This window comes from Streptomyces kryoterrae (assembly GCF_054072135.1).
The window spans coordinates 587,714-609,561 of the sequence record NZ_CM133358.1 but is presented as its reverse complement, the minus strand read 5'-3'; the positions used below and the strand labels follow the sequence as shown (position 1 = coordinate 609,561).

Genomic DNA, 21,848 nt, shown 5'->3' with positions numbered 1-21,848 from the left:
CCGCCCCCCCGGGCTGCGGCCCGGGGAGGGCACCTCACTGCTCGCGCATGCCCCACGGCGAGCCGTACGCCGTCAGCAGGTCGAGGAAGGGCCGGGCCGGGAACGCCTCCGGGCCGAGGACACCCGAGCCGGACCAGGCGCCGGTGGCGACGAGTTCCAGGGCGACGACCGGATTGACGGCCGTCTGCCACACCACCGCCTGGGAGCCGTACTCCGCCATGGACCACTGGTTGTCGACCACGTGGTACAGGTACACCTCGCGGGGCGCCCCGTCCTTCGTGCCCTTGACCCAGGTACCCGCGCACGTCTTGCCGTGCATGCGCTCGCCCAGTGTCGCCGGGTCGGGCAGACACGCGGCGACGACGTCCCGGGGCGACACGGCGACCGGTCCCGCCGCGCCCGGGACGGTCACCGGGTCGGTGCGGTCCAGGCCGAGCAGGTGCAGTGTCCTGAGGGTCTGGATGAACTCCTCGCCCAGGCCGTACTTGAAGGTGACGCGGCGCGCGTCGATCCAGCGCGGCACGAGCAGCACCTCCTCGTGCTCGACGTTCACGCACTCCACCGGGCCGATGCCCTCGGGGAAGTCGAACACCTCCGGCTCGCTGAAGGGTTCCGTGGTGAACCAGCCCCGGCCGGACTCGTAGACGACCGGCGGGTTGAGGCACTCCTCGATCGTCGTCCAGATACTGAAGGACGGCGCGAAGTCGTAGCCGTCGACGGTGAGGTTCGCTCCGTCGCGGATGCCGATCTCCTCGATCTCGTCGAAGAGTTCGTCGGCCGCGTAGCGGGCGAACACATCGGACATGCCCGGCTCCACACCCATGCCGACCAGGGCCAGGACACCCGCCTTTGCCCACTCGTCCGCCGCCGCGAACTGGGCGTCGCCGAGCTTGACCCCGCACTCCTCGTACGGCCGCTCGGCATGCGGGCGCGACAGGGACATCGCCATGTCGAGGTAGGTCACCCCGGCGGCGCCGGCCGCGCGGAACAACGGCATCACGAAGCGCGGGTCGGTCGCGTTGAGCAGGACGTCGCACCCGTGCCGGGCCAGCAGCTCCGCCACCGCCGCCTCGTCGGACGCGTCGACCCGCTCCGCCACGAACCGCTCCCCGGCATCGAGCGCGGCAACCGCGGCCTCGGCCCGCGCCGGGTCGTAGTCGGCCACGACCATCAGGTCGAAGAAGGAGCGCCGGGCGGCGATCCGGGTGATCGCGGTCCCCACACCGCCGGCTCCCACGAGCAGCACACGCATGGCAAAACTCCCTTTTTGCGAAGGTTCCGATGCTGTTGTCCGCCGATCCAACGCCTCGCCGCCGTCTAAGGTCAATGGCGTTGGCATAAGAGTGAGAGGGGCCGCCGTGCCGAAGCAGGTAGTGCCGGAGGAGAAGCGGCGGCGCCGCCGTCCCACCAGGAGCGGCACCGTGCTGTCCGAGCGGCTGATCGTCGACACCGCCCTGCGGATGCTCCGCGAACACGGCAGCACCGGCCTCACCGCCCGCCGCCTGGGCCTGGCCCTGGATGCCGACCCCAGCACCCTCTACCGCTACTTCCGCGGCATGGACGACCTGACCCTCGCCATCGGCGACGCCCTCATCGGCCAGGCGCTGCACGGCTGGCGGCCCACCGGGGAGTGGCAGGCGGACCTGCGCGCCGTCGGGCTGCGCATCCACGCCGTGTACGTCGCCCATCCGCAGGCCGCCGTCCTGACCGCCAGCCGTGTCACGGGCCGCGCCAACGAACTGGCCGCCGACGAGGCCATCCTCGACGTCCTGCGCACGGCCGGCTTCCCGCTGCCGGAGACGGTGCGGATCTACCACGCCTTCATCGACCAGACGCTGGCCTTCGCCGCCCTCGACGCCGCCTCCCTGGCCCTGCCCCGCGCCAGCCTCACCGCCGACGAGGACATGTGGCGCTCGACCTACGCCCGCCTGCCCCGCAGCACCCACCCCCGGATCGCCGAGGCGGCCCCACTGCTCGCCTCCCGCATGGTCGCCAGCGCCTATCCGACGGCCCTCGACATGCTGCTGGACAGTGGCGCACGGACGCTCGCCGGAGAAGGCCCCGGCACCACCTGAGGCTCCTGTGATATTGAAAGCTGAGCCGATTGGATGTAGCGAGCAACCAGGAATCCCGTGGACCCCAGCAGCAGTACCGGCAACGACTCGGACCCTCAGCCGACCACGCCCGACGACGAGCCCCTCCCGGGCCGGCGCCGCTGGGCCATGGACACCCGGCCCCTGCGCCGCCCCGCCTACCGCAGACTGTGGTCCTCGACCGCAGTCACCGCCGTCGGCAGCCAGCTCACCGCCGTCGCCGTGCCCAAACAGATCTACGACATCACCGGCTCCTCCGCCTGGGTCGGCTACGCGAGCCTGGCCGGACTCCTGCCCCTGGTCGTGTTCGCCCTGTGGGGCGGTGCGATCGCCGACAGCATGGACCGCCGCAAGCTCCTGCTGATCACCAACACCGGCATCGCCGTCACCTCGCTGCTGTTCTGGATCCAGGCCCTCGTCGGCCTCGACTCGGTGGCGACCCTCATGGTCCTGCTCGCCCTCCAGCAGGCGTTCTTCGGCCTGAACTCACCGGCCCGCAGCGCCGTCGTCGCCCAGGTGGTGCCCGAGGAGGAACTCGCCGCCGCCAACGCGCTCGGCACGACCGTCATGCAGACCGGCCTGGTCGCGGGACCCCTCCTCGCAGGCACCCTCATACCCGTCATCGGCCTCGCCGAGCTGTATCTGATCGACGCGCTCGCCCTGTGCGTCACCCTGTGGTCCGTCGTACGGCTGCCTCCGCTCCCGCCGGGGCCGGCGGCCTCCCGGAAGGCGGGCGCACGCGAGATCGTCGCCGGGTTCCGCTACATCGCCCTGCACAAGGTTCTCCTGCTCTCCTTCCTCGCGGACATCGTCGCCATGGTCTTCGGCATGCCCCGCGCCCTGTTCCCGCAACTCGCCGCCCAGACGTACGCCCCGTACGGGGAGGGGCTCGCCCTCGGCCTGATGTTCGCGGCGATCCCGGTGGGCGCGGTGCTCGGCGGCCTGTTCTCCGGCACCTTTTCGCGGGCGCGGCGGCACGGCTGGATGGTGATCGGTTCGGTCGTCGCCTGGGGACTGGCGATCACGGGCTTCGGGCTGAGCACCAGCCTCTGGGTGGCGGTGGCGTTCCTGGCCGCCGCCGGCGTCGCCGACATGGTCTCCAGCGTCTTCCGGGTGGCGATCCTGCTGTCGGCCGCGACCGACGAGATGCGCGGCCGGATGCAGGGCGTCTTCACGGTCGTCGTCGTGGGCGGTCCCCGCCTGGCCGACCTGCTGCACGGCACCACGGCGTCCGCCCTTGGCCCCCGCACCGCCGTCGCCGGCGGCGGACTCCTGGTCGTCGCCGTCACTCTGGCCCTGACGGCCGCGATGCCGGCGCTGCGCCGCTACCGCGTCCGATGACCGGCACTCCTTACCCGGGCCCCCGCCTGTGCAGGGAGAAGTCCTCCATCAGCCTGCCCCGGGTCAGCTCCAGCCGATGGGCGAGGATCTCGGCGATGACCCGCACCAGCTGCAGCCCGAGGGCCGGTTCCTCCTCGCAGAGTTCGAGGACCGGGGCGGCGTCGAACTCGTAGGCGCGTACGGGGCTGAAGGCCTCGGCGCCGAAGTCCCACCGGTGGGGCGGGAAGAGCCAGGACCAGCCGAGCAGGTCGCCCGCGCCCAGGCTGGCCACGGTCACCCGCTGCACCGACGTCACCTGCTGGACCAGGGAGACCGCACCGGAGCGGACGACCCAGAAGCGGTCGGCGGTGTCACCCGCCTCGAAGATCCTGAAGTCCTCGGGAAAGGACACCTCCGTCGCGAGCGAGAGCAGACGCTCGCGGCGGGGCGGAGGAAGAGCGGTCAGCAGCTTTGTCGCTTTGGTCATGAGCAGGGCTCCTCGCCGGGGATCCGGAGGGAAGACGTCCGCCGCGGCAGCGCACTGCCCGGCTCCGGTGGCTTCCCCTCCCTCCATTTCAGCCGCTGCGGGCGCGCCGGGCACCTCGGCGGCGGAAATGAATCTGCTTTTTGACAGAAGAAGGCCCTGGCTGGACGGGGGAGACCAGCCAGGGCCGTAGGTGGTGGCACGCGGAGGGCGGTCGCCTCGCGGCGAAAGGCTCCATGGGGCTTCAGCCGAACGATCTTCCCCATGGGCTATAGGTGAGGCCCGGGGACACTGTCCCCTCCGCAGCCACGTACAGAAGAACGGTCGACCCCGCCGGGTTGTTCCGCATCGACGCTCACGCCGCCCGTGATCCACGTCACGCCCGGTTTCAAGAGTGCTCAGCCTTCGGACACCTGGGCCATCAGCGTCTGCAGATGAAGGCCGCGACGGGCGTCGAGGCCGCCGGAGACACCGTCGCGTACGGCGGTCGCGAACTCGCGGCGCAGCACCGGCCAGCTCTCCTCGTAGTCGAGTTCGGAGCTGTCGAACACCAACTCCGGCCCTGAACCGAAGAGTTCGACGCGGGCGACACCTTGCGCCACGTTCACCGAGCCGGACAGGGAGGCCTGACTGACCGCGCCGTTCTCGTGCTCGCAGGTGAGCTCGATCCAGCGGCGCGGATCCCCGGTCCCGCGCACACGCGCGATCCGCCCCACGGACGCGTCGAGCAGGTCGAGGACATGCGGCCCCAGATCGAGCAGCGCACCGTGTTCGAGCCGCCAGGGGGTCGTGAACGCGCCGCCCAGGAAGGCATCGCTCAGAAAGCACGCCCGTGCGCCGAACACGTCCGCCTCGCTCGCCGCCTCCAGGAACCGGCGGGTCTCGGGGTGGTAGCGGTTCGTCAGGGTGACCTGGGAGACGACCCCGGCCTCGTCGATCGCGTCCACCAGCCGCCGGGCCGCCCCGAGATCCTCGGCGATCGGCTTCTCCAGCAGCAGCGCCTTGCCCGCCTTCGCGGCGCGCAGGGCCAGCTCGGCCTGAACGGCGGGCGGTACGGCGAACGCCAACGCCTCGCAGGAGTCGAGCAGTTCCTCGAACCGGGCGGCGACCGGGGCCCCGTACGGCGCCGCCGTCTCCTGGGCCGCCTCCGGGCGGCGCGCCCAGACCCCGGCGAGCTCGGTCTCGGGCCCGGCGGCCAGCACGCGTGCGTGCACCCCCCGTGCCCAGGGGCCGGCCCCGACGAGACCGACCTTGACGGGCGGGTGCGACCACGGTGCGGCGGTACTGGTCACGGCAGGGTCCAATCCGTACGGGAGGCCGATACGGAGATCACTCTGCGGGCCCGTCCGCCGTACCGTCAACCAGCATCCGCGCCGCGTACGCGCCCTGTGCTCAGCGGAACACGTTGTCCGAGTCGTCCCAGTGCGCGAGCTCCTCCGCTGCCGCGTTCGGCCGGGGTGAGCGTGTCCTGGCCTGGTACATCGCGTCGATCTCGAAGGCGTAGTGCCGCACGATCGCGTCCCGGCGCAGCTTCATCGAGGGGGTCAGCAGGCCGTTGCTGAGGGCGAAGGGCTCCGCGAGGACCCGGAACACCCGGATCGACTCGGACCGCGACACCGTGCTGTTGGCGGCGCCGACGGCTCGTCCGATCTCCTCCCGCAGGGCGTTCTCCTCGCGCGCCTGGCGGTGCGGCATGTCCTCCTGAAGGGCCAGCGAGGCGCGCCAGTGGGCCAGGAACTCCGGGTCAAGGGTGATCAGGGCGCCCACGCACGGCCGGTTGTCGCCCACGATCACCGCCTGGTGCACCAGCGGGTGCATACGCAGCCGCTGCTCCAGGGCGGCCGGGGCGACGCTCTTGCCGCTGCTGGTGATGATGATGTCCTTCTTGCGCCCGGTGATCGTCAGATACCCCTCCGGGTCCAGCCGCCCGATGTCCCCGGTCGCCAGCCAGCCGCCCCGCAGCGCTTCCCGGGTTCCGGCGTCGTCGTTGACGTACCCCTGGAAGACGGAGCTGCCGTACACCAGGATCTCGCCGTCCTCGGCGACCCGGATCTCCGTGCCGGGCAGGGGCTGCCCGACCGTACCGAACTTCTCCCGGCCCACCGGCTGCGCGGTGACGCCGCCGCTGGTCTCGGTGAGGCCGTAGCCGTCGTGGACGAGGATGCCGATACCCGCGTAGAACAGGGCGAGTTCACGGTTGAGGGGCGAGCCGCCCGACACCGCGCCGCAGACGCGCCCGCCCAGGGCGGCACGCAGTTTGCGGTACACCGTCCTTTCGTAGAGGGCGTGTTGGAGCCGCAGGTCGAAACCGGGCCCGGAGCCCGTGCCCAGCCGCTGCCGTTCGACAGCCGTCGCGAAGTCCCGTGCGGTACCGACGGCCCGCTCGAACAGGGCGCCCCGTCCCGCTTTCTGGGCGCCGCGCAGGAAGTTCTTGTAGATCTTCTCGAACACCGACGGCACCGCGTACAGATACGTCGGCCGGAAGGAGAGCAGCGCCGCCGACAGCGCCTCCCCGCTCAGGTCGGGTTCGTGGCCCATCAGCATTCCGCCCCGCAGGCACAGGCCCTGGATCATCAGGCCGTACACGTGCGAGAAGGGCAGGAAGGCGAGGACCCTGGGCTGTACGCCGGGCGGTGCCGCCGTCTGTCTCCAGCCCGCGAGCAGGGTGTCGCAGGGGCTGGCCAGGCTGCGGTGGCTCAGGGCGCAGCCGCGGGGATGCCCGGTCGCGCCGGACGTGTACGCGACCACCGCGGCCGAGTCCGGCAGCACGATCCGGCGCATCGAGTCGACCGTGGTCGTCGGCACCGGCCGCCCCAGCTCCACGAGCTGGGACAGGGCGCCGTCGTCCAGCTGCCACACGTTGCGCAGCAGGGGCAGCGAGGTGCACACCGAGCCGACGGTCATGAGGCCCTGTTCGTCCTCGACGACGACGGCACTGCACTGCGAGTCCGCGAGGATCCAGGCGACCTGGTCGCGCGAGGAGGTCGGATAGATCGGTACGACCTCGGCGCCCACCGCCCAGAGCGCGTAGCAGAGCACCGTCCACTCGTAGCGGGTACGGGCCATGATGGCCACGCGGTGGCCCGGGGAGACGCCGGAGGCGATGAACCCCTTGGCCAGGTCGACCACCTCGTCCCGCAGTTCGGCGGCCGTCACCTGTGTCCAGACCTGTTCGGCCGGGTCGGGGCGGCGCACGAGCTGCGGCAGGTTCGGTTCACGGAGCGCCGTGTCGAAGACGCTGTCGGCGAGTCCGCCCGTCATCGGTGCGGCGACGGTGGGGGGAGCGAGGGCGAAGTCGCGCATGCGCTGCTCCTGGATCGTACTGACTGTGACCGCGCCGACGGATGGGGTTATCGACGGTGAACGAATCTAGCCCAGGTGAAGGGCTTTGTTGTCGGGAACTGCGAAGTCGCTTTCCCCGCGCAGGTTTCGGAAACGGTTTTCCACGAACCGCCCCTTATGTCGCGTCACTTCACCTCACTCGCTCCCCGGCGTCAGCCACACCGTGGCGAGCGGCGGCAACGTCAGCCGGACGCACGCCGACCGGGGCGCCACCGCCCCGGAGTTGCGGACGTCGCCGCCACCGTAGCGGGCGGCATCGGTGTTGAGGACCTCCCGCCAGACGGGGACCGAGCCGGGAACGTCGAGTCGGTAGTCGTGCCGGACCACCGGCGAGAAGTTGCTGACGGACAACAGGGGCCTTCCCTCCGCGTCGTGGCGGAGGAACGCGAAGACGTTGTCCTCGGCGGCGTCCCCGGCCACCCACCGGAAGCCGGCGGGGTCGGTGTCGCGCTGCCAGAGGGCGGGGGTGCGCCGGTAGACGGTGTTGAGATCGCGCACGAGATCGCGGACGCCCCGGTGGTCGGGCTCGGCCGCGTACTCCGTGTCCAGCAGCCACCAGTCCGGCCCGTCGGCCTCGGACCACTCGGAGCCCTGCGCGAACTCCTGCCCCATGAAAAGGAGTTGCTTGCCGGGATGGGCCCACATGAATCCGAGGTACGCGCGGTGGTTCGCCCGTTGCTGCCACCAGTCGCCCGGCATCTTCGACACCAACGACCGCTTCCCGTGGACGACTTCGTCGTGGGAGATCGGCAGGACGTAGTTCTCGCTGTACGCGTACACCATGGAGAACGTCATCTCGTGGTGGTGGTGTACGCGATGGACGGGCTCGTGCTGGACGTAGCCGAGCGAGTCGTGCATCCAGCCCATGTTCCACTTCAGCCCGAAGCCGAGCCCGCCACTGTCGGTGGGCCGGGTCACCCCGTCCCATGCGGTGGACTCCTCGGCGACCGTCAGCACTCCGGGCACCCGCCGGTACACGGTGGCGTTCATCTCCTGGAGGAAGGCGACGGCGTCCAGGTCCTCCCGCCCGCCGTGCACGTTCGGCGTCCACTGCCCGGAATCGCGCGAGTAGTCGAGGTAGAGCATCGAGGCGACCGCGTCGACACGCAGCCCGTCGAGGTGGAACTCCTCGCACCAGTACACGGCGTTGGCGACCAGGAAGTTCCGCACCTCGGTGCGCCCGAGGTCGAACTCGTACGTCCCCCAGTCCGGATGCTCGGCACGGCGCGCGTCGCCGGGCTCGTAGAGCGGCTCCCCGTCGAACCGGGCCAGCGCCCACTCGTCCTTGGGGAAGTGCGCCGGCACCCAGTCCAGCAGGACGCCGACACCGGCCCGGTGCAGTGCGTCGACCAGATACCGGAAGTCGTCGGGGGAACCCAGCCGGGCGGTCGGGGCGTAGTAGGAGGTGACCTGATACCCCCAGGACCCGCCGAAGGGGTGCTCGGCGACCGGCATCAACTGCACATGGGTGAAGCCCAGGTCCGCGACGTACGCGGGGAGTTCGTCGGCGAGTTGACGGTATGTCAACCCTGGTCGCCAGGAGGGGAGATGGACCTCGTACACGGAGAACGGCTCCTCGTGCACGGCCGTGCCGGCCCGGCGGGCGAGCCACTCCTCGTCGCCCCACTCGTAGTGGGAGGCGGTGACGACGGACGCCGTCGCGGGCGGTACCTCGGTGCGCCGGGCCATCGGGTCCGCCTTCATGACCCGGCCGCCGTCCCGGCCCACGACCTCGAACTTGTACCGCTCACCCTCACCCACACCGGGCACGAACAGCTCCCAGACCCCGGAGGAGCCCAGTGACCGCATCGGATACGCCGTACCGTCCCAGAAGGTGAAGTCCCCGGTCACCCGTACCCCGCGCGCGTTGGGCGCCCAGACGGCGAAGCGGGTGCCGGTGACGCCCTGGTGGGTCATCGGCTCGGAGCCCAGCGCCTTCCACAGCTCCTCGTGCCGGCCCTCCCGGATGAGATGCAGGTCCAGCTCACCGAGCGAGGGCAGGAAACGGTACGGATCCTCGACCTCCGACTCGCCGTCCTCGTACGACACCAGCAACGTGTAGTCGGGAATCGCGGCGGAGGAGGGATCGAAGGGGAGTACGGCGCTGAAGAAGCCGTCACCGTCGTCGTCGAGTCTGTTCGGCCGCCCGTCGACGAGCGCGCTCACGCCCCGCGCGTGCGGGCGCAGCGCACGGAGGACGACCCCGCCGCCGGGCCCGGGATGCGCGCCGAGCAGCGCGTGCGGGTCGTGATGGGTGCCGGCGAGCAGGCGCTGCCTGTCGCCGGGGTCCCACAAAGTGTCGGGCCTGCCCAGGGAGGGCGTGTCGGGGAGGGAGGGGTCGTGCAGGGCCACAGCGGTCAGCCTCCTCGGACGGCGAGTCGTTCGATCGCCGCCATGGGGACGGGGAGCCAGTCGGGGCGGTGCCGGGCCTCGTAGACGGCCTCGTACACGGCCCGGTCGGTCTCGTACGCGCGCAGCAGCCCGGGGTCGCGGCGCGGATCCCATCCGGCCCGGGCCGCGTACCCCGCGCAGTAGGCCTCCCGGCAGCGCAGCGCCCACTCGGGGCGCCACGGCAGACGGGTACGGGCGGCGTAGTCGAAGGAGCGCAGCATGCCGGCGATGTCCCGTATCGGCGACTGGGCGCTGCGGCGTTCCGCGAGCGGGCGGGACGGTTCGCCCTCGAAGTCGATCACGAACCAGTCCCCGCCGGTACCGCCGGTGCGCAACACCTGTCCGAGGTGCAGATCACCGTGGACGCGTTGCGCGGCCGGTCCGGTGTCGAACCCGGCCAGGGTGTCGAAGGCGGCACGCAGCCCCCGGGCGTACGGCCGCAACGCCGGTACGCAGTGCACGGCGGCATCCAGACGCTCGGTCATCGCCGCCGCCGTTCGTCTGCTGTGCCGCACGACGCGGGTGTCGCAGGGGAAGGCGGTCGCGAGGGCCAGGTGGACGTCGGCGGTGGCGCGCCCCAACTCGTAGGCCTCGTCGGTGAACGGGCGGCCCGTGGCGAGGGCACGCAGGGCCAGTGTCCAGCCGTCGGAGGCGCCGGGCAGGAAGGGCTGGAGAACCCCGAGGGTCGCGTCCTGCGGCAGATCGGTCCGGAACCAGGCGGCCGGGGCGGGTACCCGGGCGCAGCCCTGCCGGGCGAGGGCCGCGGGCACCTCCAGGTCGGGGTGGACACCCGGCTGGACGCGTCTGAGCACCTTCAGGATGAACGAGTCGCCGTACACGAGCGAGGAGTTGGACTGCTCGACGTCGAGGAGGCGCGGCGGGAGTCCGGCGGGCACGATGATGCCGGGGTCGGCCTCGAAGCGCAGGGGGCCGGTCGTTCCGGGCAGCCGGAGCCGCTCCAGGAGCAGTCCTGCCGCCCGGGGGTCCTGCAGGGCGTCGTAGACCCACTGGCCGGCCAGGGGCCCCTCGTGCGCACGGCCGATGAGGGCCCGGCCGAGGCGCGGCGACGGACTGTCCCGTACGCCGAGGAGCAGTTGGTAGCAGTCGCCGGGCGGGGGAGGCCCGCCGGGGGTGGGGACGGCCGTGTGGCCGGTGCGGACGATGAGGTGCAGGCAGCCCGGAAACAGCTCGGTCATCGACAGCAGGCCCAGGTCGGTGACGGGCCGGTCCTTGCCCGCGAACCACCGCTGCTGGGGCAGCCACTCGCGCAGCAGACCACCGAGCGAGGTCAGCGGCTCGGCGAGGGCCGTCCTGCTCGGGCGAAGAGATGCGGTCTTCGGCATGGTGACGTCTCCTTTCGCGGGCGGACACTCACGGTCGGGCGGTGCTCGGGGTGACTGGGGGCAGCCGGAACCAGTAGAAGCCGTGGCCTGCGAGGGTGAGGAGGTAGGGGAGTTCGCCGATGGCGGGGAAGCGGACTCCGCCGATGAGTTCGACGGGGTGTGCGCCGCTGAACGCCCGTAGGTCGAGTTCGGTGGGCTGGGCGAAGCGGGAGAAGTTGTGGACGCACAGGACGAGGTCGTCCTTGTGTTCGCGCAGGAAGGCGATGACGGCGGGGTTGGAGGAGGGGAGTTCGGTGTAGGAGCCGAGGCCGAAGGCGGGGTTCTGTTTGCGGATCTCGATCATGCGCCGGGTCCAGTGCAGGAGCGAGGACGGCGACGACATCGACGCTTCGACGTTGGTGACCTGGTAGCCGTAGACGGGGTCCATGATCGTGGGCAGGACGAGGCGGCCGGGGTCGCAGGAGGAGAATCCGGCGTTGCGGTCGGGGGTCCATTGCATGGGGGTGCGGACGGCGTCGCGGTCGCCGAGCCAGATGTTGTCGCCCATGCCGATCTCGTCGCCGTAGTAGAGGATCGGTGAGCCGGGCAGGGACAGCAGGAGCGCGGTGAACAGTTCGATCTGGTTGCGGTCGTTGTCCAGGAGCGGGGCCAGGCGCCTCCTGATCCCGATGTTGGCGCGCATGCGGGGGTCCTTGGCGTATTCGGCCCACATGTAGTCGCGTTCCTCGTCGGTGACCATTTCGAGGGTGAGCTCGTCGTGGTTGCGCAGGAAGATGCCCCACTGGCAGTTCGACGGGATCGCGGGGGTCTTCGCGAGGATCTCGGAGACCGGGTAGCGCGACTCACGGCGGACGGCCATGAAGATGCGGGGCATGACGGGGAAGTGGAACGCCATGTGGCATTCGTCGCCGCCGCTGCTGTAGTCGCCGAAGTAGTCGACGACGTCCTCGGGCCACTGGTTCGCCTCCGCCAGCAACACCGTGTCGGGATACATGGCGTCGATCTCGCGCCGGACCTGCTTCAGGAATTCATGAGTACGCGGCAAATTCTCGCAGTTGGTGCCCTCGGCCTGGTAGAGGTAGGGGACCGCGTCGAGACGGAATCCGTCGATTCCGAGGTCGAGCCAGAATCGTAGAGCCGCGAGAATTTCTTCCTGTACGGCCGGGTTCTCGTAGTTGAGGTCCGGCTGGTGGGAGAAGAAGCGGTGCCAGAAGTATTCCTTGCGGACCGGGTCGAAGGTCCAGTTGGAGGCTTCGGTGTCGACGAAGATGATGCGGGCGTCCTGGTACTGGTCGTCCTTCTTGGCCCATACGTAGTAGTCGCCGTAGGGGCCTTCGGGGTCGTTCCTGGATTCCTGGAACCAGGGGTGCTGGTCGCTGGTGTGGTTCATGACGAAGTCGATGATGACGCGCATGCCGCGTTGGTGGGCGGCGTCGACGAACTCGACGAAGTCGGCGAGGTCGCCGAACTCGGGGAGGACGGCGGTGTAGTCGGAGACGTCGTAGCCGCCGTCACGCAGGGGTGACTTGAAGAAGGGGGGCAGCCACAGGCAGTCGATGCCGAGCCACTGGAGGTAGTCGAGTTTGGCGGTGAGGCCTTTGAGGTCGCCGATTCCGTCGCCGTTGCTGTCCTGGAAGGAACGGACGAGGACCTCGTAGAAGACGGCGCGTTTGAACCACTCGGGGTCCCGGTCCTTGGCGGGAGTGTCCTCGAAGGTGTCGTGGACGGGATCGTTGACGGTCACGGGGTTACTGGCCTCCAGTCGAATGCCGCAGCAGGTGAAAGACGTGCGCGGGCGCCCTGCCCGGCTCCAGACGTACGTAGTTGGTGCGGCCCCAGTGGTATGTCTCGCCACTCAGTTCGTCCCGCACCGCAAGGGAACGCCCTTCGTCTTCCCGCCTGCCCAGGCCGAGTTGCGGCATGTCCAACGAGACCGTGGCTTCCTGGGTGTGGTGCGGGTCGAGGTTCACGACCACCAGAACCGTGTCCTCGCCGGTGCGCTTGCTGTACGCGATCACCGCGTCGTTGTCGGTCCGGTGGAAGCGCAGATTCCTGAGCCGGTGCAGGGCGGGGTGGTCTCGTCTGATCCGGTTCAGGGAGGCGATGAGCGGGGCGATCGACTGGCCGTTTCGCTCGGCCGATTCCCAGTCCCTGGACCGGAGTTGGTATTTCTCGGAGTCCAGGTATTCCTCGCTGCCCTCGCGCAGGGGGGCGTTCTCGCACAGTTCGTAGCCGCTGTAGACGCCCCAGGTGGGTGAGAGCGTCGCGGCCAGCACGGCCCGCACCTCGAACGCCGGACGGCCGCCCCGCTGAAGATACTCGTGCAGGATGTCGGGGGTGTTGACGAAGAAATTCGGCCGCATGTACGCCGCCGCCTCACCCGACAGCTCGGTGAGGTACTCGGTGAGCTCGGGCTTGGTGGTGCGCCAGGTGAAGTAGGTGTACGACTGCTGGAAGCCGACCTGGGCCAGCGTGTGCATCATCGCCGGCCGGGTGAACGCCTCCGCCAGGAAGATCACGTCCGGGTCGCTGCCGTTGATCTCCGCGATCACCCGCTCCCAGAACACGACCGGCTTGGTGTGCGGGTTGTCGACCCGGAAGATCCGCACCCCGTGTGCCATCCAGTGCCGCAGCACCCGCACCGTCTCGGCGACCAGACCCGGCAGGTCGGCGTCGAAGGCGATGGGATAGATGTCCTGGTACTTCTTCGGCGGGTTCTCCGCGTACGCGATCGTCCCGTCCGGGCGGTGATGGAAGAACTGCGGATACTTCCGCACCCACGGATGGTCCGGCGAGCACTGCAGCGCGAAGTCCAGCGCCACCTCCAGCCCGTGCCGGGCCGCCTCCGCGACGAAGAAGGCGAAGTCCTCCACCGTGCCCAGATCCGGGTGCACGGCGTCGTGCCCGCCCGCCTCGGAACCGATCGCCCACGGCACCCCCACGTCCCCCGCCGACGCGGACAGGGTGTTGTTGGGGCCCTTGCGGAAGGTGTGCCCGATCGGATGGATCGGCGGCAGGTACAGGACGTCGAAACCCATCGCGGCGATCGCCGGCAACCGCCGCGCCGCCGTCCGGAACGTCCCGTGCGGCTGCTCCGGCGTCCCCTCCGAACGCGGGAAGAACTCGTACCACGCCCCGTACAGGGCCCGCTCCCGCTCCACCACCAGCGCCAACGGCTCACTCGACGTCACCAGCTCACGCAACGGATGCCGACGCAGCACCTTGTCCACCGCCGGGGTCAGAGCTGGCGCGTATCGATCCGTGACAGGGAGTGAGTCGTCGCCCAGTGCGCGAGCGACGGTCAGCACGACAGCCCGGGCCGCCCGCTCCGGCACACCGACCGCGGCACGCTCGTACAGGAGTGCGCCTTCCTCCAGAACCAGCCCGACGTCGATCCCGGCCGGGATCTTGATGCCCGCGTGGTGCCGCCAGGTGCTGATCGGGTCGCTCCACGCCTCGACCCGGTAGGTCCAGTGGCCCGCCGCGTCCGGGGTGACGTCCGCGCCCCAGCGGTCGGTGCCGGGGGCCAGTTCGCGCATCGGCGTCCAGGGGCCCGGACGGCCTTCCGGGTCGCACAGCACGACGTTCGCGCCGACCGCGTCATGGCCCTCACGGAAGACCGTCGCGGTGACCTGGAAGGTCTCTCCCGCGACGGCCTTGGCCGGGCGTCTGCCGCTTTCGACGGCCGGGCGCACATCCCGTACCGGGATGCGGCCGATGGCCGGGGTCGGGCTCATGGGTCTCACCTCTGCCGTGTACGGGGTCGGGGTCGGGGCGGGCGGCGCTATCCCCCCGCTGTGGAGCGCTGGACGGCCGGTGCGGCGTGCCCGGTGAAACGGTCGCCGTGGCCCCATCCGGCCTGTTCCCGGAGGTAGGCGACCAGGCTCGTGCGCAGATAGCGTTCGGCGGCGTGCACGGCCTCCCGTGCGCACCGTTTCCCCATCAGCACGCACAGGGTGTAGCCCGAGTCCTCGAAACTGTCCCGCGCCGAACGGTCGGACGGGGACGCGAGCATGACGCGCTCCCACGCCCGGTACCTGTCCAGCTGTCGGGCGACCTCGGCTTTGGCGGGCAACAGCATGGCGCTGGTCCCCTTCCTCGTGACTCACTGCTTCTGCGTTTCTACGGCGAGACCTTCACTCATGGTGCATGTGCGAAGACCCGCCGTCTTGTTGGGTCTTCAACCATCACTGGTGGTGCTCGTGTTGCACGAATGGACTAGCGCTCGCACTCTGGAGTGACTCAGAAGCGAACAGTGCTCACGCTTCGCGTTCGGGGCCCGGCCCTGCAGAGCGTGGAGGAACGTGGGCCCGCCGTGAGGAGCCAACGAAGATGAAGACCGCAGAGTCCTGCTACTACCACCTCGACGTGGAGGTCTGTCCTGAACGGGTCGGGCAGGTGGGCCGCATCCTGGCCGCCCACCTCCGGCTCTGGGACCTGGAGCACCTCGCCGGATCCGTCTGCCACGGAACCGAGGTGCTGTTGCGCGCCATCGATGAGCACGCGACCGACAAGCAGGCGGTGATCGAGATGTGGTGGAACGGTCAGCACCTCATCACCGCCATCGCCGAGAACGACCGTGACCTGCGCCTCGACCAGGAACTCGGCAACTGCCTGGCGTGGATCGCCGCGATGAGCGACGGCTGGGGATGCTGTGTCACCGGCACCGGTGCCAAGGTCATCTGGTTCTCGCGCCGGGCCCGCGCCTGCGAGGGCGTCCCCCTGCTCCCGACTCCGCCCCCGCCGACGCTGCGGGAGGTGTGCCGGGTACCCCTGGAGGTCGCGGCCGACAGGGCGCCGGGCGTTCTCGTGAACGCGTAGGGGCGGTGGCCGGGGTGGCCGGCGGGCTCAGCGCGGAAGACGCGACGTCACCGTGAACTGCGCCCCGTCCGGATCACGCAGCACCGCCTCGTACGGCACGGAACCGGAGTCGTAGCGCAGGACGCTGCCGCCGTTGTTCTGCGCGGCCTTGACGCAGGCCGCCACGTCCTCGACCGCGAAGTGGACCTGCCAGTGCGGCCGGATCGTCGGGTCGGGGGCCGCCTCCAGCGCCCCCGAGACGATGCGGGCCACGACGTCGCCCCGGCTGCGCAGCACGACCTCGTTGCCCTCGTAGCGGACCTCGCAGCTGCCGGGCCGGTCCGAGGCCCACTCCAGGATCTCGCCGTAGAAGATGGCCGCGTCGAACGCGTCCCGGGTGTGCAGCCGCACGAACGTCGGCGCCGCCCGCCGCCAGGTCTCCCAGCCGGCGAGCAGCTCACCCTCCCAGATCCCGAAGATTGCCCCGTCGCGGTCGGCCAGCAGGGCGGCCCGGCCGGGAGGGAAGGAGAGCGGCCCGACCGCGGCCGTACCTCCGCGCTCCCGGACCCGGGCCACCGCGTCGTCCGCGCTCGGCACGGCGAAGTACGGGGTCCAGGCGACCACCATCTGCCATACGGAGGCCACCGCGGCGATTCCCGCGACCGGCGTTCCGTCCACCAGTGCGACCCGGAAGTGGTCGCCCAGGCGGGCCGAACGCCATCTCCAGCCCAGTACGGCGCTGTAGAACGCCTCGGTGGCCCGTGTGTCGCGGCTGGTGAGGCTCACCCAGCAGGGGGCGCCGAACACGGAACGGGTCGAGGAGACGACGTCCGTCGCGCCGCTGGGATGTGTCGGGTGGTTCATGGCACTCGTGTCCTGACTTCGTCGACCGGCAGGCACCGGTCGGGCACCAGTCTCCGACCGACCCCGTCCCGGTGCCTGTCGAGTACCCCGATCGGGTCTGTTGGCACCTGGTGTACGCCGCAATGAGCCAATCGCGGAAAGGATTCCGAACCGGGGGCCTGACAGGAAATACAAGTCCGAAATTCATGCCGTACGGAAAACGCCTCGGACCCGGGAGTGTGTTTCAACTCCGTCCCTCCGGTGCAACCGGGAGGGGGAGGACATGCTGCGGAATCCTTCCCGGGAGGGTTCGGCAGTGAGCCCGTCCCCCAGTCGCCCGGCCGTGAAGGACTCACCCGGGCGACTGCGGCGGGGACGGGGTCTACCGGCCCTCAACAGACGTCCGCGAGCATTTCCTCATGCCGTGTCCGGCCCCTTCCGGAGTGTTCGACGGGCGGCTCGGTGGACGATTCCTCGTCGAGCTCCTCGCGTATGCGTGCGCAGCAGGTGCTGAGCAGCCGGGAGACGTGCATCTGCGAGATGCCGAGTTGCGACGCGATCCGGCTCTGTGTCATCCCACCGAAGAACCGCAGGTAGAGGATGGTCCGCTCACGCTCGGGCAACGCCCGCAGGCACGGACTGACGGCCGTGCGGTCGACGATCAGGTCGAAGCCGGGGTCGGTCTTGCCGACGGTGTCCGTGAGCGCGTACCCGTCGGTGCGCGGCAGCTCCGCCTCCAGCGACAGCACGGAGAAGCACTCAAGGGCCTCCATGCCGGTACGCACCTCGCTCTCGCTCAGTTGCGCACAGGCGGCGATCTCGGCGACGGTCGGTGGCCGGCCCGAGACGGTGGCGGACAGCTCCCCGGAGGCGCTGCGCACCCGATTGCGCAGGTCCTGGACCCGCCGCGGCACATGCAGTGCCCACAGATGGTCGCGGAAGTGGCGCTTGATCTCGCCGGTGACGGTCGGTACGGCGTAGGCCTCGAAGGCGGCGCCGCGCTCGGGGTCGTAGTGGTCGACGGCCTTGACGAGTCCGACGGCCGCGACCTGGTAGAGGTCCTCCAAGGCCTCGCCACGTCCCCGGAACCGGACCGCGATCCGCTCCGACATGGGCAACCAGGCCCGTACGACGTCGTCCCGGAGGGCTTGGCGCTCGGGTCCTTCGGGCAGTCGGGCGAGCCGTTCGAAGTCGGCGGCCGTGTCGGGGGCGTCGTCATGCGGATGTTGCTTCGTTCTGGTGGCGACAAGCATCGCGCGCACCTTCCTCGCACTGGTGCTGGATGGACAGACACCGGGGGAGGGTGCGCTCACGGACCGGACGGAGGTCGGCCGAGATCCGGCGAACCGGCTCCCACGGGCGTGCCTCCAGTCCGAAGCACTACCTGACGAATTCCCGCTCCAGGCGACATGGAAACAAATCGACATAAAAAGTGACTCACTGTTTTCCGTTGGTTGCCACGCGAATTCACCACATGGAACATGCTGTATACATGTTCTTGGCTTCTCCATTCCTCGCCGAGCTTCTCGTCGCCCCGGCCCGGGGCGCGGCCCTGACCTGGACCCGCTCAGGCTGCTCGAAGCCGCGGCAGCCTCCTCGCTCCTGGCCGGGCTGGCCCGCTGAACGCTGGTCACGACCATGCACCGGAACGTGATGTGCGGCACGCGCACACCTGGTGTGGGACGGTCCTTCGGCGGATTTCCGCTGCACACCGCTTGATCAGTGATCAAGGGGACGAATTCGCTGGCCACAGCGCATTCCGCTCATTTGACTGTGCGGCGGGCGCAAGGATAGGAAGCAGCCATCCGAGGTCGAGAGGTGGACTGTGCACGAGCCGAACGTGGTCGGGGACTGGCACGAGTACGACGAGCATGCCGGCCTGCGTCTCCGCGTCCACCGCCTGGTGGCGGCCGAACCGCCGCGCGGGCGCGACGACGCAGCCGAGGGGCTGACCTACTTCAGCCTCCGGGTGACGGTCGAGAACCGCGGCGACCGGCATTTCGGCGTCCACCTGGAGGACGGCCAGATCGACGTCCGGCTCGGCCCCGACGGCGAGGGCGCCTTCATCGACTGGCGGAACTCGCAGTTCATCGAGGGCTTCGACGTCCACCCCCTGCGCCGTGCCACGGCCGTCCTGTACGCGGCCGGCCCGGAAGCGTCGCTTGCGCAGGTGGACGTACAGATCCAGCTGCGGGTCGAGGAGGAGTGGGCCGCCCGGCACCTCTGGGTGGGCGGGATCGGCCTGCCCGAGGACTTCACCGGCGCCGGCGCGCATCACGGCACCCTCCGCGACGGGGTGGCCCACCAGGCGAGCGACTTCCTCAAGGAGCAGCGGGACCTGAGGGAGCAGCGGGACCAGAAGGGCCAGACGGAACCCACCTGAGCGACCGACCCGAACGGACCGGCGTGCCGACAACGCTGCCGCCTGACGGGCCCGGCTTCCGTGCCCCGGTTCTCAGTGCGCGATGTTGTCGATCAGCTCGCGCGCGCCCTGCCGCAGCAACGCCACCGCCACGGATGTGCCGAGCGTGGCCGGGTCGAGGCGGCCCGCCCATTCGTGGGCGTTGAGCTGGACCTTGCCGTCCGCAGTGAACACGCAGGCGCGCAGGGAGAGTTCACCGTTGCGGGACACCTTCGCGTACCCGGCGATCGGGCTGTTGCAGTGCCCCTGGAGAACGTGCAGGAACATGCGCTCGGCTGTCGCCTCCCGATGCGTGTCCGGGTCGCCGAGGCCGCTGACCGCGTCGATCAGCTCGGTGTCGCCCTCGCGGCACTGGAGGGCGAGGATGCCGGCGCCGATCGGCGGCATCATCGTCTCCGGGGAGAGGATCTCGCTGACCACGTCCATCCGAGCGATGCGCTCCAGACCGGACACGGCGAGGAGCAGCGCGTCGGCCTCCCCGGCCGCGAGTTTCTCCAGCCGCCGGTTGGCGTTGCCGCGGAACGGCACGCACTCCAGGTGCGGGTGGGAGGCGGCCAGTTGGGCGATCCGGCGCACCGAGGACGTACCGATCCGGGTGCCGTCCGCCAGCTCGTCGAGGGTGCGGCCACCGGGGTGGATCAGGGCGTCGCGGATGTCGTCCCGCTTGAGGAACGCGGCGAACATCGTGCCCGCGGGGAGCGGGCGGTCGGCGGGCACGTCCTTGACGCAGTGCACCGCCAGATCGGCCTCACCGGCCAGCAGCGCGGCGTCGACCTCCTTGGTGAACGCACCCTTGCCCTCGACCTGGGACAGATCGCCCATCCACTTGTCGCCGGTCGTCTTCACGGGGACGACCTCGGTGCGCACCCGCGGATGTACGACGGCCAGTTCGGCGCGCACCCGTTCCACCTGGGCCAGTGCCATGGGCGAGTCGCGGGAGACGATACGGATCAGTTCAGGGACGGACATGCCGACACGATAGACCCTCCGGGGCGCCATCCCGGTCCGAACCGGTCGCTTCGCCCGGGGAGTTCGCACCCGGCGCGGAGACCACCGGGCGCCCCGCCGCCGGGCCCACGGCAGGTGCGGGCCGCCTGTCTGCGGGGCAGGAAGGACGCGAAGCCGCGACCCCGGCGCCGACGCCCATCACCCCCGGAACCCGTTCTCGGAGGGCGCGGCACACCGCCGAACGAGGTGGTCGTCCGGTACGACGCCTGCCACCGCGCTGGACACCGCTGTACCGATCGACCGCACGAGAGTGTCGAGGCTGTTCGCGGCGGCCGTCGCCGGGACCGGCACCGCCGCCATGACGAGCGCGGGTATCGCGCCGTAGGAGAGTCCGACACGCCTTCGATCGCGCGGGAGCGGCCCTGGCGGACATCGACATCGAGTTCGCCGACGAGGGCGTCACCGCGCCGAACGTCCTCGCCAACCGGACGCCGACGCCTTCCCGGACCCCGACCGCCCGGACCTCAGGCGGGACGCCCGCCGGTACGTCGCCTTCGGATCCGGCGTGCACCGGTGCCTGGGCCTGCCCCTGGTGAGGCTGGAACTGGAGGTCGTCCCCAGCACGCTCTACCGCCGCATCCCCGCCCTGCGCCTGGCCACCGACCTGGAGAACATCGCGTTCGCGCACGACGGGGCGCTGTACGGGGTCTACGAGCTGCCCGTCGAGTGGTGACCGCGAGACCGCGGACGGGCCCGGGGAGCCGCCTCCCGGGTCCCGTCCGCTCGCTCGTCCTACTCGTCGAAGGTGACGACGACCTTCTCGGCGGCACCGGGGGTGAGGGCGAGACCGAAGGCGGTGTCGACGTCGCTGAAGGGGATGCGGTGGCTGATGAGCTTGGCGAAGGTCTCGTGGTGCTCGACGAGTTCGGGGGTGACCTCGAAGATCTCGGTGGGGTAGCCCTGGGAGGCGATCAGGGTGAGTTCGCTGCGGAGCATGCCGCCGAGGTCGATCTGGTCGGACTTCTTCTGTACGGCGACCATGACGAGCTTGGCGCCCCATTTGGCGGAGTCGACGGTGGTGTTGAAGACGGCGGGGACACCGGCGGCGTCGATGTAGATGTCGGTCCCGGGGCGGGGCTGGCCGAGGGCGTTGGCGGCCTGGCCGTGGAGTTCCGTCAACCGCTCCGTCACGTTCTCGGTGCGGGAGTTGATGACGGCGTCGGCGCCGATGGCGAGGGCGGTCTCGAGTCGCTCGGGGATGACGTCGGCGACGACGACGTGCCTGACGCCGCGCAGCTTGAGCCAGATGGTGGCGCCGAGGCCGATGGGTCCGGCACCGAAGACGACGACGGTGTCCTCGGGGGTGGCTTCGGAGCGGTTGACGCAGTGCCGGGCGACCGCCATGGGTTCGTTCAGTGACGCGACGTCGAAGGGGACGGTGTCGGGGAAGACGGCGACCGTCCTGCCGACCTCGCAGTCGTCGAGGAGCAGGTACTGGCTCATCGCACCGTGTGCGCCGCCGCAGCCGATGATGCCGGACGACACGCCCTGCGGGTTGACGACGACGCGGTCGCCGACCTTCAAGCCCCGTACTTCCGAGCCGAGTTCGATGATCTCACCGGCGGGTTCGTGGCCCAGTGGGATGGCACGCCTGGTGCCGTCGGCGGTCGGCATGCCGCCGAGGTGGAGGAAGAAGGTGTCGGTGCCGCAGATGCCGCAGGCGCGGACACGCATGAGGGCGTCCTTGGGGCCGGGTACGGGACGTTCGACGTCGACGACCTCGACCTTGTCCTGCGCGGTATGTACGGACTTCATCGTGGTGGTCATGAGTAACTCGCCTTCTGGGTAACGGATTTACTGTT

General features: G+C 70.2%; 18 protein-coding genes and 1 pseudogene. 5 read left to right on the top strand and 14 right to left on the bottom strand.

Features of this window, described 5'->3' with window-relative positions:
* Window positions 1–34 precede the first annotated feature (34 nt).
* Window positions 35–1,252 carry a saccharopine dehydrogenase family protein gene (locus ACW4TU_RS02240; protein WP_457424061.1) on the bottom strand — a complete coding sequence of 406 codons (1,218 nt, stop codon included), beginning with the start codon at window positions 1,250–1,252 and terminating at the stop codon, window positions 35–37.
* 106 nt (window positions 1,253–1,358) lie between these two features.
* Here ACW4TU_RS02240 and ACW4TU_RS02235 point away from each other — a divergent pair, with 106 nt between their 5' ends.
* Together ACW4TU_RS02235 and ACW4TU_RS02230 are read left to right on the top strand one after the other, a co-directional pair.
* Window positions 1,359–2,075: a TetR/AcrR family transcriptional regulator gene (locus tag ACW4TU_RS02235; RefSeq protein ID WP_457424059.1), complete on the top strand. Its 717-nt coding sequence runs from the start codon at window positions 1,359–1,361 to the stop codon at window positions 2,073–2,075.
* Between the two features lie 57 nt (window positions 2,076–2,132).
* Window positions 2,133–3,434, top strand: a complete 1,302-nt coding sequence (locus ACW4TU_RS02230; RefSeq protein ID WP_457424057.1) for an MFS transporter — start codon at window positions 2,133–2,135, stop codon at window positions 3,432–3,434.
* 10 nt (window positions 3,435–3,444) lie between these two features.
* Here the strand turns inward: ACW4TU_RS02230 and ACW4TU_RS02225 are convergent, their stop codons facing one another.
* The 8 genes from ACW4TU_RS02225 to ACW4TU_RS02190 form a co-directional block, all read right to left on the bottom strand.
* Window positions 3,445–3,900 carry a Crp/Fnr family transcriptional regulator gene (locus tag ACW4TU_RS02225; RefSeq protein WP_457424055.1) on the bottom strand — a complete coding sequence of 152 codons (456 nt, stop codon included), beginning with the start codon at window positions 3,898–3,900 and terminating at the stop codon, window positions 3,445–3,447.
* A 395-nt stretch (window positions 3,901–4,295) separates the two neighbouring features.
* Window positions 4,296–5,189 carry a Gfo/Idh/MocA family protein gene (locus ACW4TU_RS02220; protein ID WP_457424053.1) on the bottom strand — a complete coding sequence of 298 codons (894 nt, stop codon included), beginning with the start codon at window positions 5,187–5,189 and terminating at the stop codon, window positions 4,296–4,298.
* 100 nt (window positions 5,190–5,289) lie between these two features.
* The gene (locus tag ACW4TU_RS02215) at window positions 5,290–7,200 is read right to left on the bottom strand and encodes an AMP-dependent synthetase/ligase (protein WP_457424051.1); all 1,911 of its coding nucleotides are present in this window, start codon (window positions 7,198–7,200) and stop codon (window positions 5,290–5,292) included.
* A 174-nt stretch (window positions 7,201–7,374) separates the two neighbouring features.
* Window positions 7,375–9,591, bottom strand: coding sequence for a 1,4-alpha-glucan branching enzyme (glgB, locus tag ACW4TU_RS02210; protein ID WP_457424049.1), 2,217 nt, complete (start codon window positions 9,589–9,591; stop codon window positions 7,375–7,377).
* Window positions 9,592–9,596: 5 nt separating this feature from the next.
* Window positions 9,597–10,973 (bottom strand): maltokinase N-terminal cap-like domain-containing protein, encoded by a 1,377-nt coding sequence (locus ACW4TU_RS02205; protein ID WP_457424047.1) that lies wholly within the window; start codon window positions 10,971–10,973, stop codon window positions 9,597–9,599.
* Between the two features lie 28 nt (window positions 10,974–11,001).
* Window positions 11,002–12,717, bottom strand: coding sequence for a maltose alpha-D-glucosyltransferase (gene treS / locus ACW4TU_RS02200; protein WP_457424045.1), 1,716 nt, complete (start codon window positions 12,715–12,717; stop codon window positions 11,002–11,004).
* 4 nt (window positions 12,718–12,721) lie between these two features.
* Entirely contained in the window at window positions 12,722–14,710 is a 1,989-nt protein-coding gene (locus ACW4TU_RS02195) for an alpha-1,4-glucan--maltose-1-phosphate maltosyltransferase (protein ID WP_457424043.1), read from the bottom strand.
* A 47-nt stretch (window positions 14,711–14,757) separates the two neighbouring features.
* Window positions 14,758–15,054 (bottom strand): DUF5133 domain-containing protein, encoded by a 297-nt coding sequence (locus tag ACW4TU_RS02190; RefSeq protein ID WP_457424041.1) that lies wholly within the window; start codon window positions 15,052–15,054, stop codon window positions 14,758–14,760.
* A 251-nt stretch (window positions 15,055–15,305) separates the two neighbouring features.
* On the opposite strand from ACW4TU_RS02190, the gene ACW4TU_RS02185 reads away from it, so the two are divergent.
* Entirely contained in the window at window positions 15,306–15,794 is a 489-nt protein-coding gene (locus ACW4TU_RS02185; protein ID WP_457424039.1) for a pep a2, read from the top strand.
* Window positions 15,795–15,821: 27 nt separating this feature from the next.
* On the opposite strand, the gene ACW4TU_RS02180 is transcribed toward ACW4TU_RS02185, so the two are convergent.
* A complete protein-coding gene (locus ACW4TU_RS02180) occupies window positions 15,822–16,637 on the bottom strand; it encodes a VOC family protein (protein ID WP_457424037.1) in 816 nt (271 codons plus the stop codon).
* Between the two features lie 371 nt (window positions 16,638–17,008).
* Entirely contained in the window at window positions 17,009–17,869 is an 861-nt protein-coding gene (locus tag ACW4TU_RS02175) for a SigB/SigF/SigG family RNA polymerase sigma factor (RefSeq protein WP_457424035.1), read from the bottom strand.
* A gap of 572 nt (window positions 17,870–18,441) precedes the next feature.
* Between ACW4TU_RS02175 and ACW4TU_RS02170 the strand changes: the two genes are divergently transcribed.
* Window positions 18,442–18,999, top strand: coding sequence for a hypothetical protein (locus ACW4TU_RS02170; protein ID WP_457424033.1), 558 nt, complete (start codon window positions 18,442–18,444; stop codon window positions 18,997–18,999).
* Between the two features lie 72 nt (window positions 19,000–19,071).
* Here ACW4TU_RS02170 and hemC read toward each other — a convergent pair whose 3' ends face one another.
* Both hemC and ACW4TU_RS02160 read right to left on the bottom strand, forming a co-directional pair.
* Window positions 19,072–20,007 (bottom strand): hydroxymethylbilane synthase, encoded by a 936-nt coding sequence (gene hemC, locus ACW4TU_RS02165; protein WP_457424031.1) that lies wholly within the window; start codon window positions 20,005–20,007, stop codon window positions 19,072–19,074.
* A 177-nt stretch (window positions 20,008–20,184) separates the two neighbouring features.
* Window positions 20,185–20,346: a hypothetical protein gene (locus tag ACW4TU_RS02160; RefSeq protein WP_457424029.1), complete on the bottom strand. Its 162-nt coding sequence runs from the start codon at window positions 20,344–20,346 to the stop codon at window positions 20,185–20,187.
* Window positions 20,347–20,473: 127 nt separating this feature from the next.
* Between ACW4TU_RS02160 and ACW4TU_RS02155 the strand changes: the two are divergent.
* Window positions 20,474–20,719 (top strand): annotated as a pseudogene (locus ACW4TU_RS02155) (cytochrome P450); the annotation flags it as partial.
* Between the two features lie 59 nt (window positions 20,720–20,778).
* On the opposite strand, the gene ACW4TU_RS02150 reads toward ACW4TU_RS02155, so the two are convergent.
* Window positions 20,779–21,813, bottom strand: a complete 1,035-nt coding sequence (locus ACW4TU_RS02150; RefSeq protein WP_457424027.1) for a zinc-dependent alcohol dehydrogenase — start codon at window positions 21,811–21,813, stop codon at window positions 20,779–20,781.
* Window positions 21,814–21,848: the final 35 nt, after the last annotated feature.

Bases quoted from the DNA above. Each gene is read 5' to 3' on its own strand.
- ACW4TU_RS02160 (WP_457424029.1), bottom strand. From the start codon at position 20,346: ATGGCGGCGGTGCCGGTCCCGGCGACGGCCGCCGCGAACAGCCTCGAC.
- ACW4TU_RS02205 (WP_457424047.1), bottom strand. From the start codon at position 10,973: ATGCCGAAGACCGCATCTCTTCGCCCGAGCAGGACGGCCCTCGCCGAG.
- ACW4TU_RS02215 (WP_457424051.1), bottom strand. From the start codon at position 7,200: ATGCGCGACTTCGCCCTCGCTCCCCCCACCGTCGCCGCACCGATGACG.
- ACW4TU_RS02185 (WP_457424039.1), top strand. From the start codon at position 15,306: ATGAAGACCGCAGAGTCCTGCTACTACCACCTCGACGTGGAGGTCTGT.
- ACW4TU_RS02190 (WP_457424041.1), bottom strand. From the start codon at position 15,054: ATGCTGTTGCCCGCCAAAGCCGAGGTCGCCCGACAGCTGGACAGGTAC.
- ACW4TU_RS02195 (WP_457424043.1), bottom strand. From the start codon at position 14,710: ATGAGCCCGACCCCGGCCATCGGCCGCATCCCGGTACGGGATGTGCGC.
- ACW4TU_RS02240 (WP_457424061.1), bottom strand. From the start codon at position 1,252: ATGCGTGTGCTGCTCGTGGGAGCCGGCGGTGTGGGGACCGCGATCACC.
- ACW4TU_RS02150 (WP_457424027.1), bottom strand. From the start codon at position 21,813: ATGACCACCACGATGAAGTCCGTACATACCGCGCAGGACAAGGTCGAG.
- hemC (WP_457424031.1), bottom strand. From the start codon at position 20,007: ATGTCCGTCCCTGAACTGATCCGTATCGTCTCCCGCGACTCGCCCATG.
- ACW4TU_RS02175 (WP_457424035.1), bottom strand. From the start codon at position 17,869: ATGCTTGTCGCCACCAGAACGAAGCAACATCCGCATGACGACGCCCCC.
- ACW4TU_RS02180 (WP_457424037.1), bottom strand. From the start codon at position 16,637: ATGAACCACCCGACACATCCCAGCGGCGCGACGGACGTCGTCTCCTCG.
- ACW4TU_RS02225 (WP_457424055.1), bottom strand. From the start codon at position 3,900: ATGACCAAAGCGACAAAGCTGCTGACCGCTCTTCCTCCGCCCCGCCGC.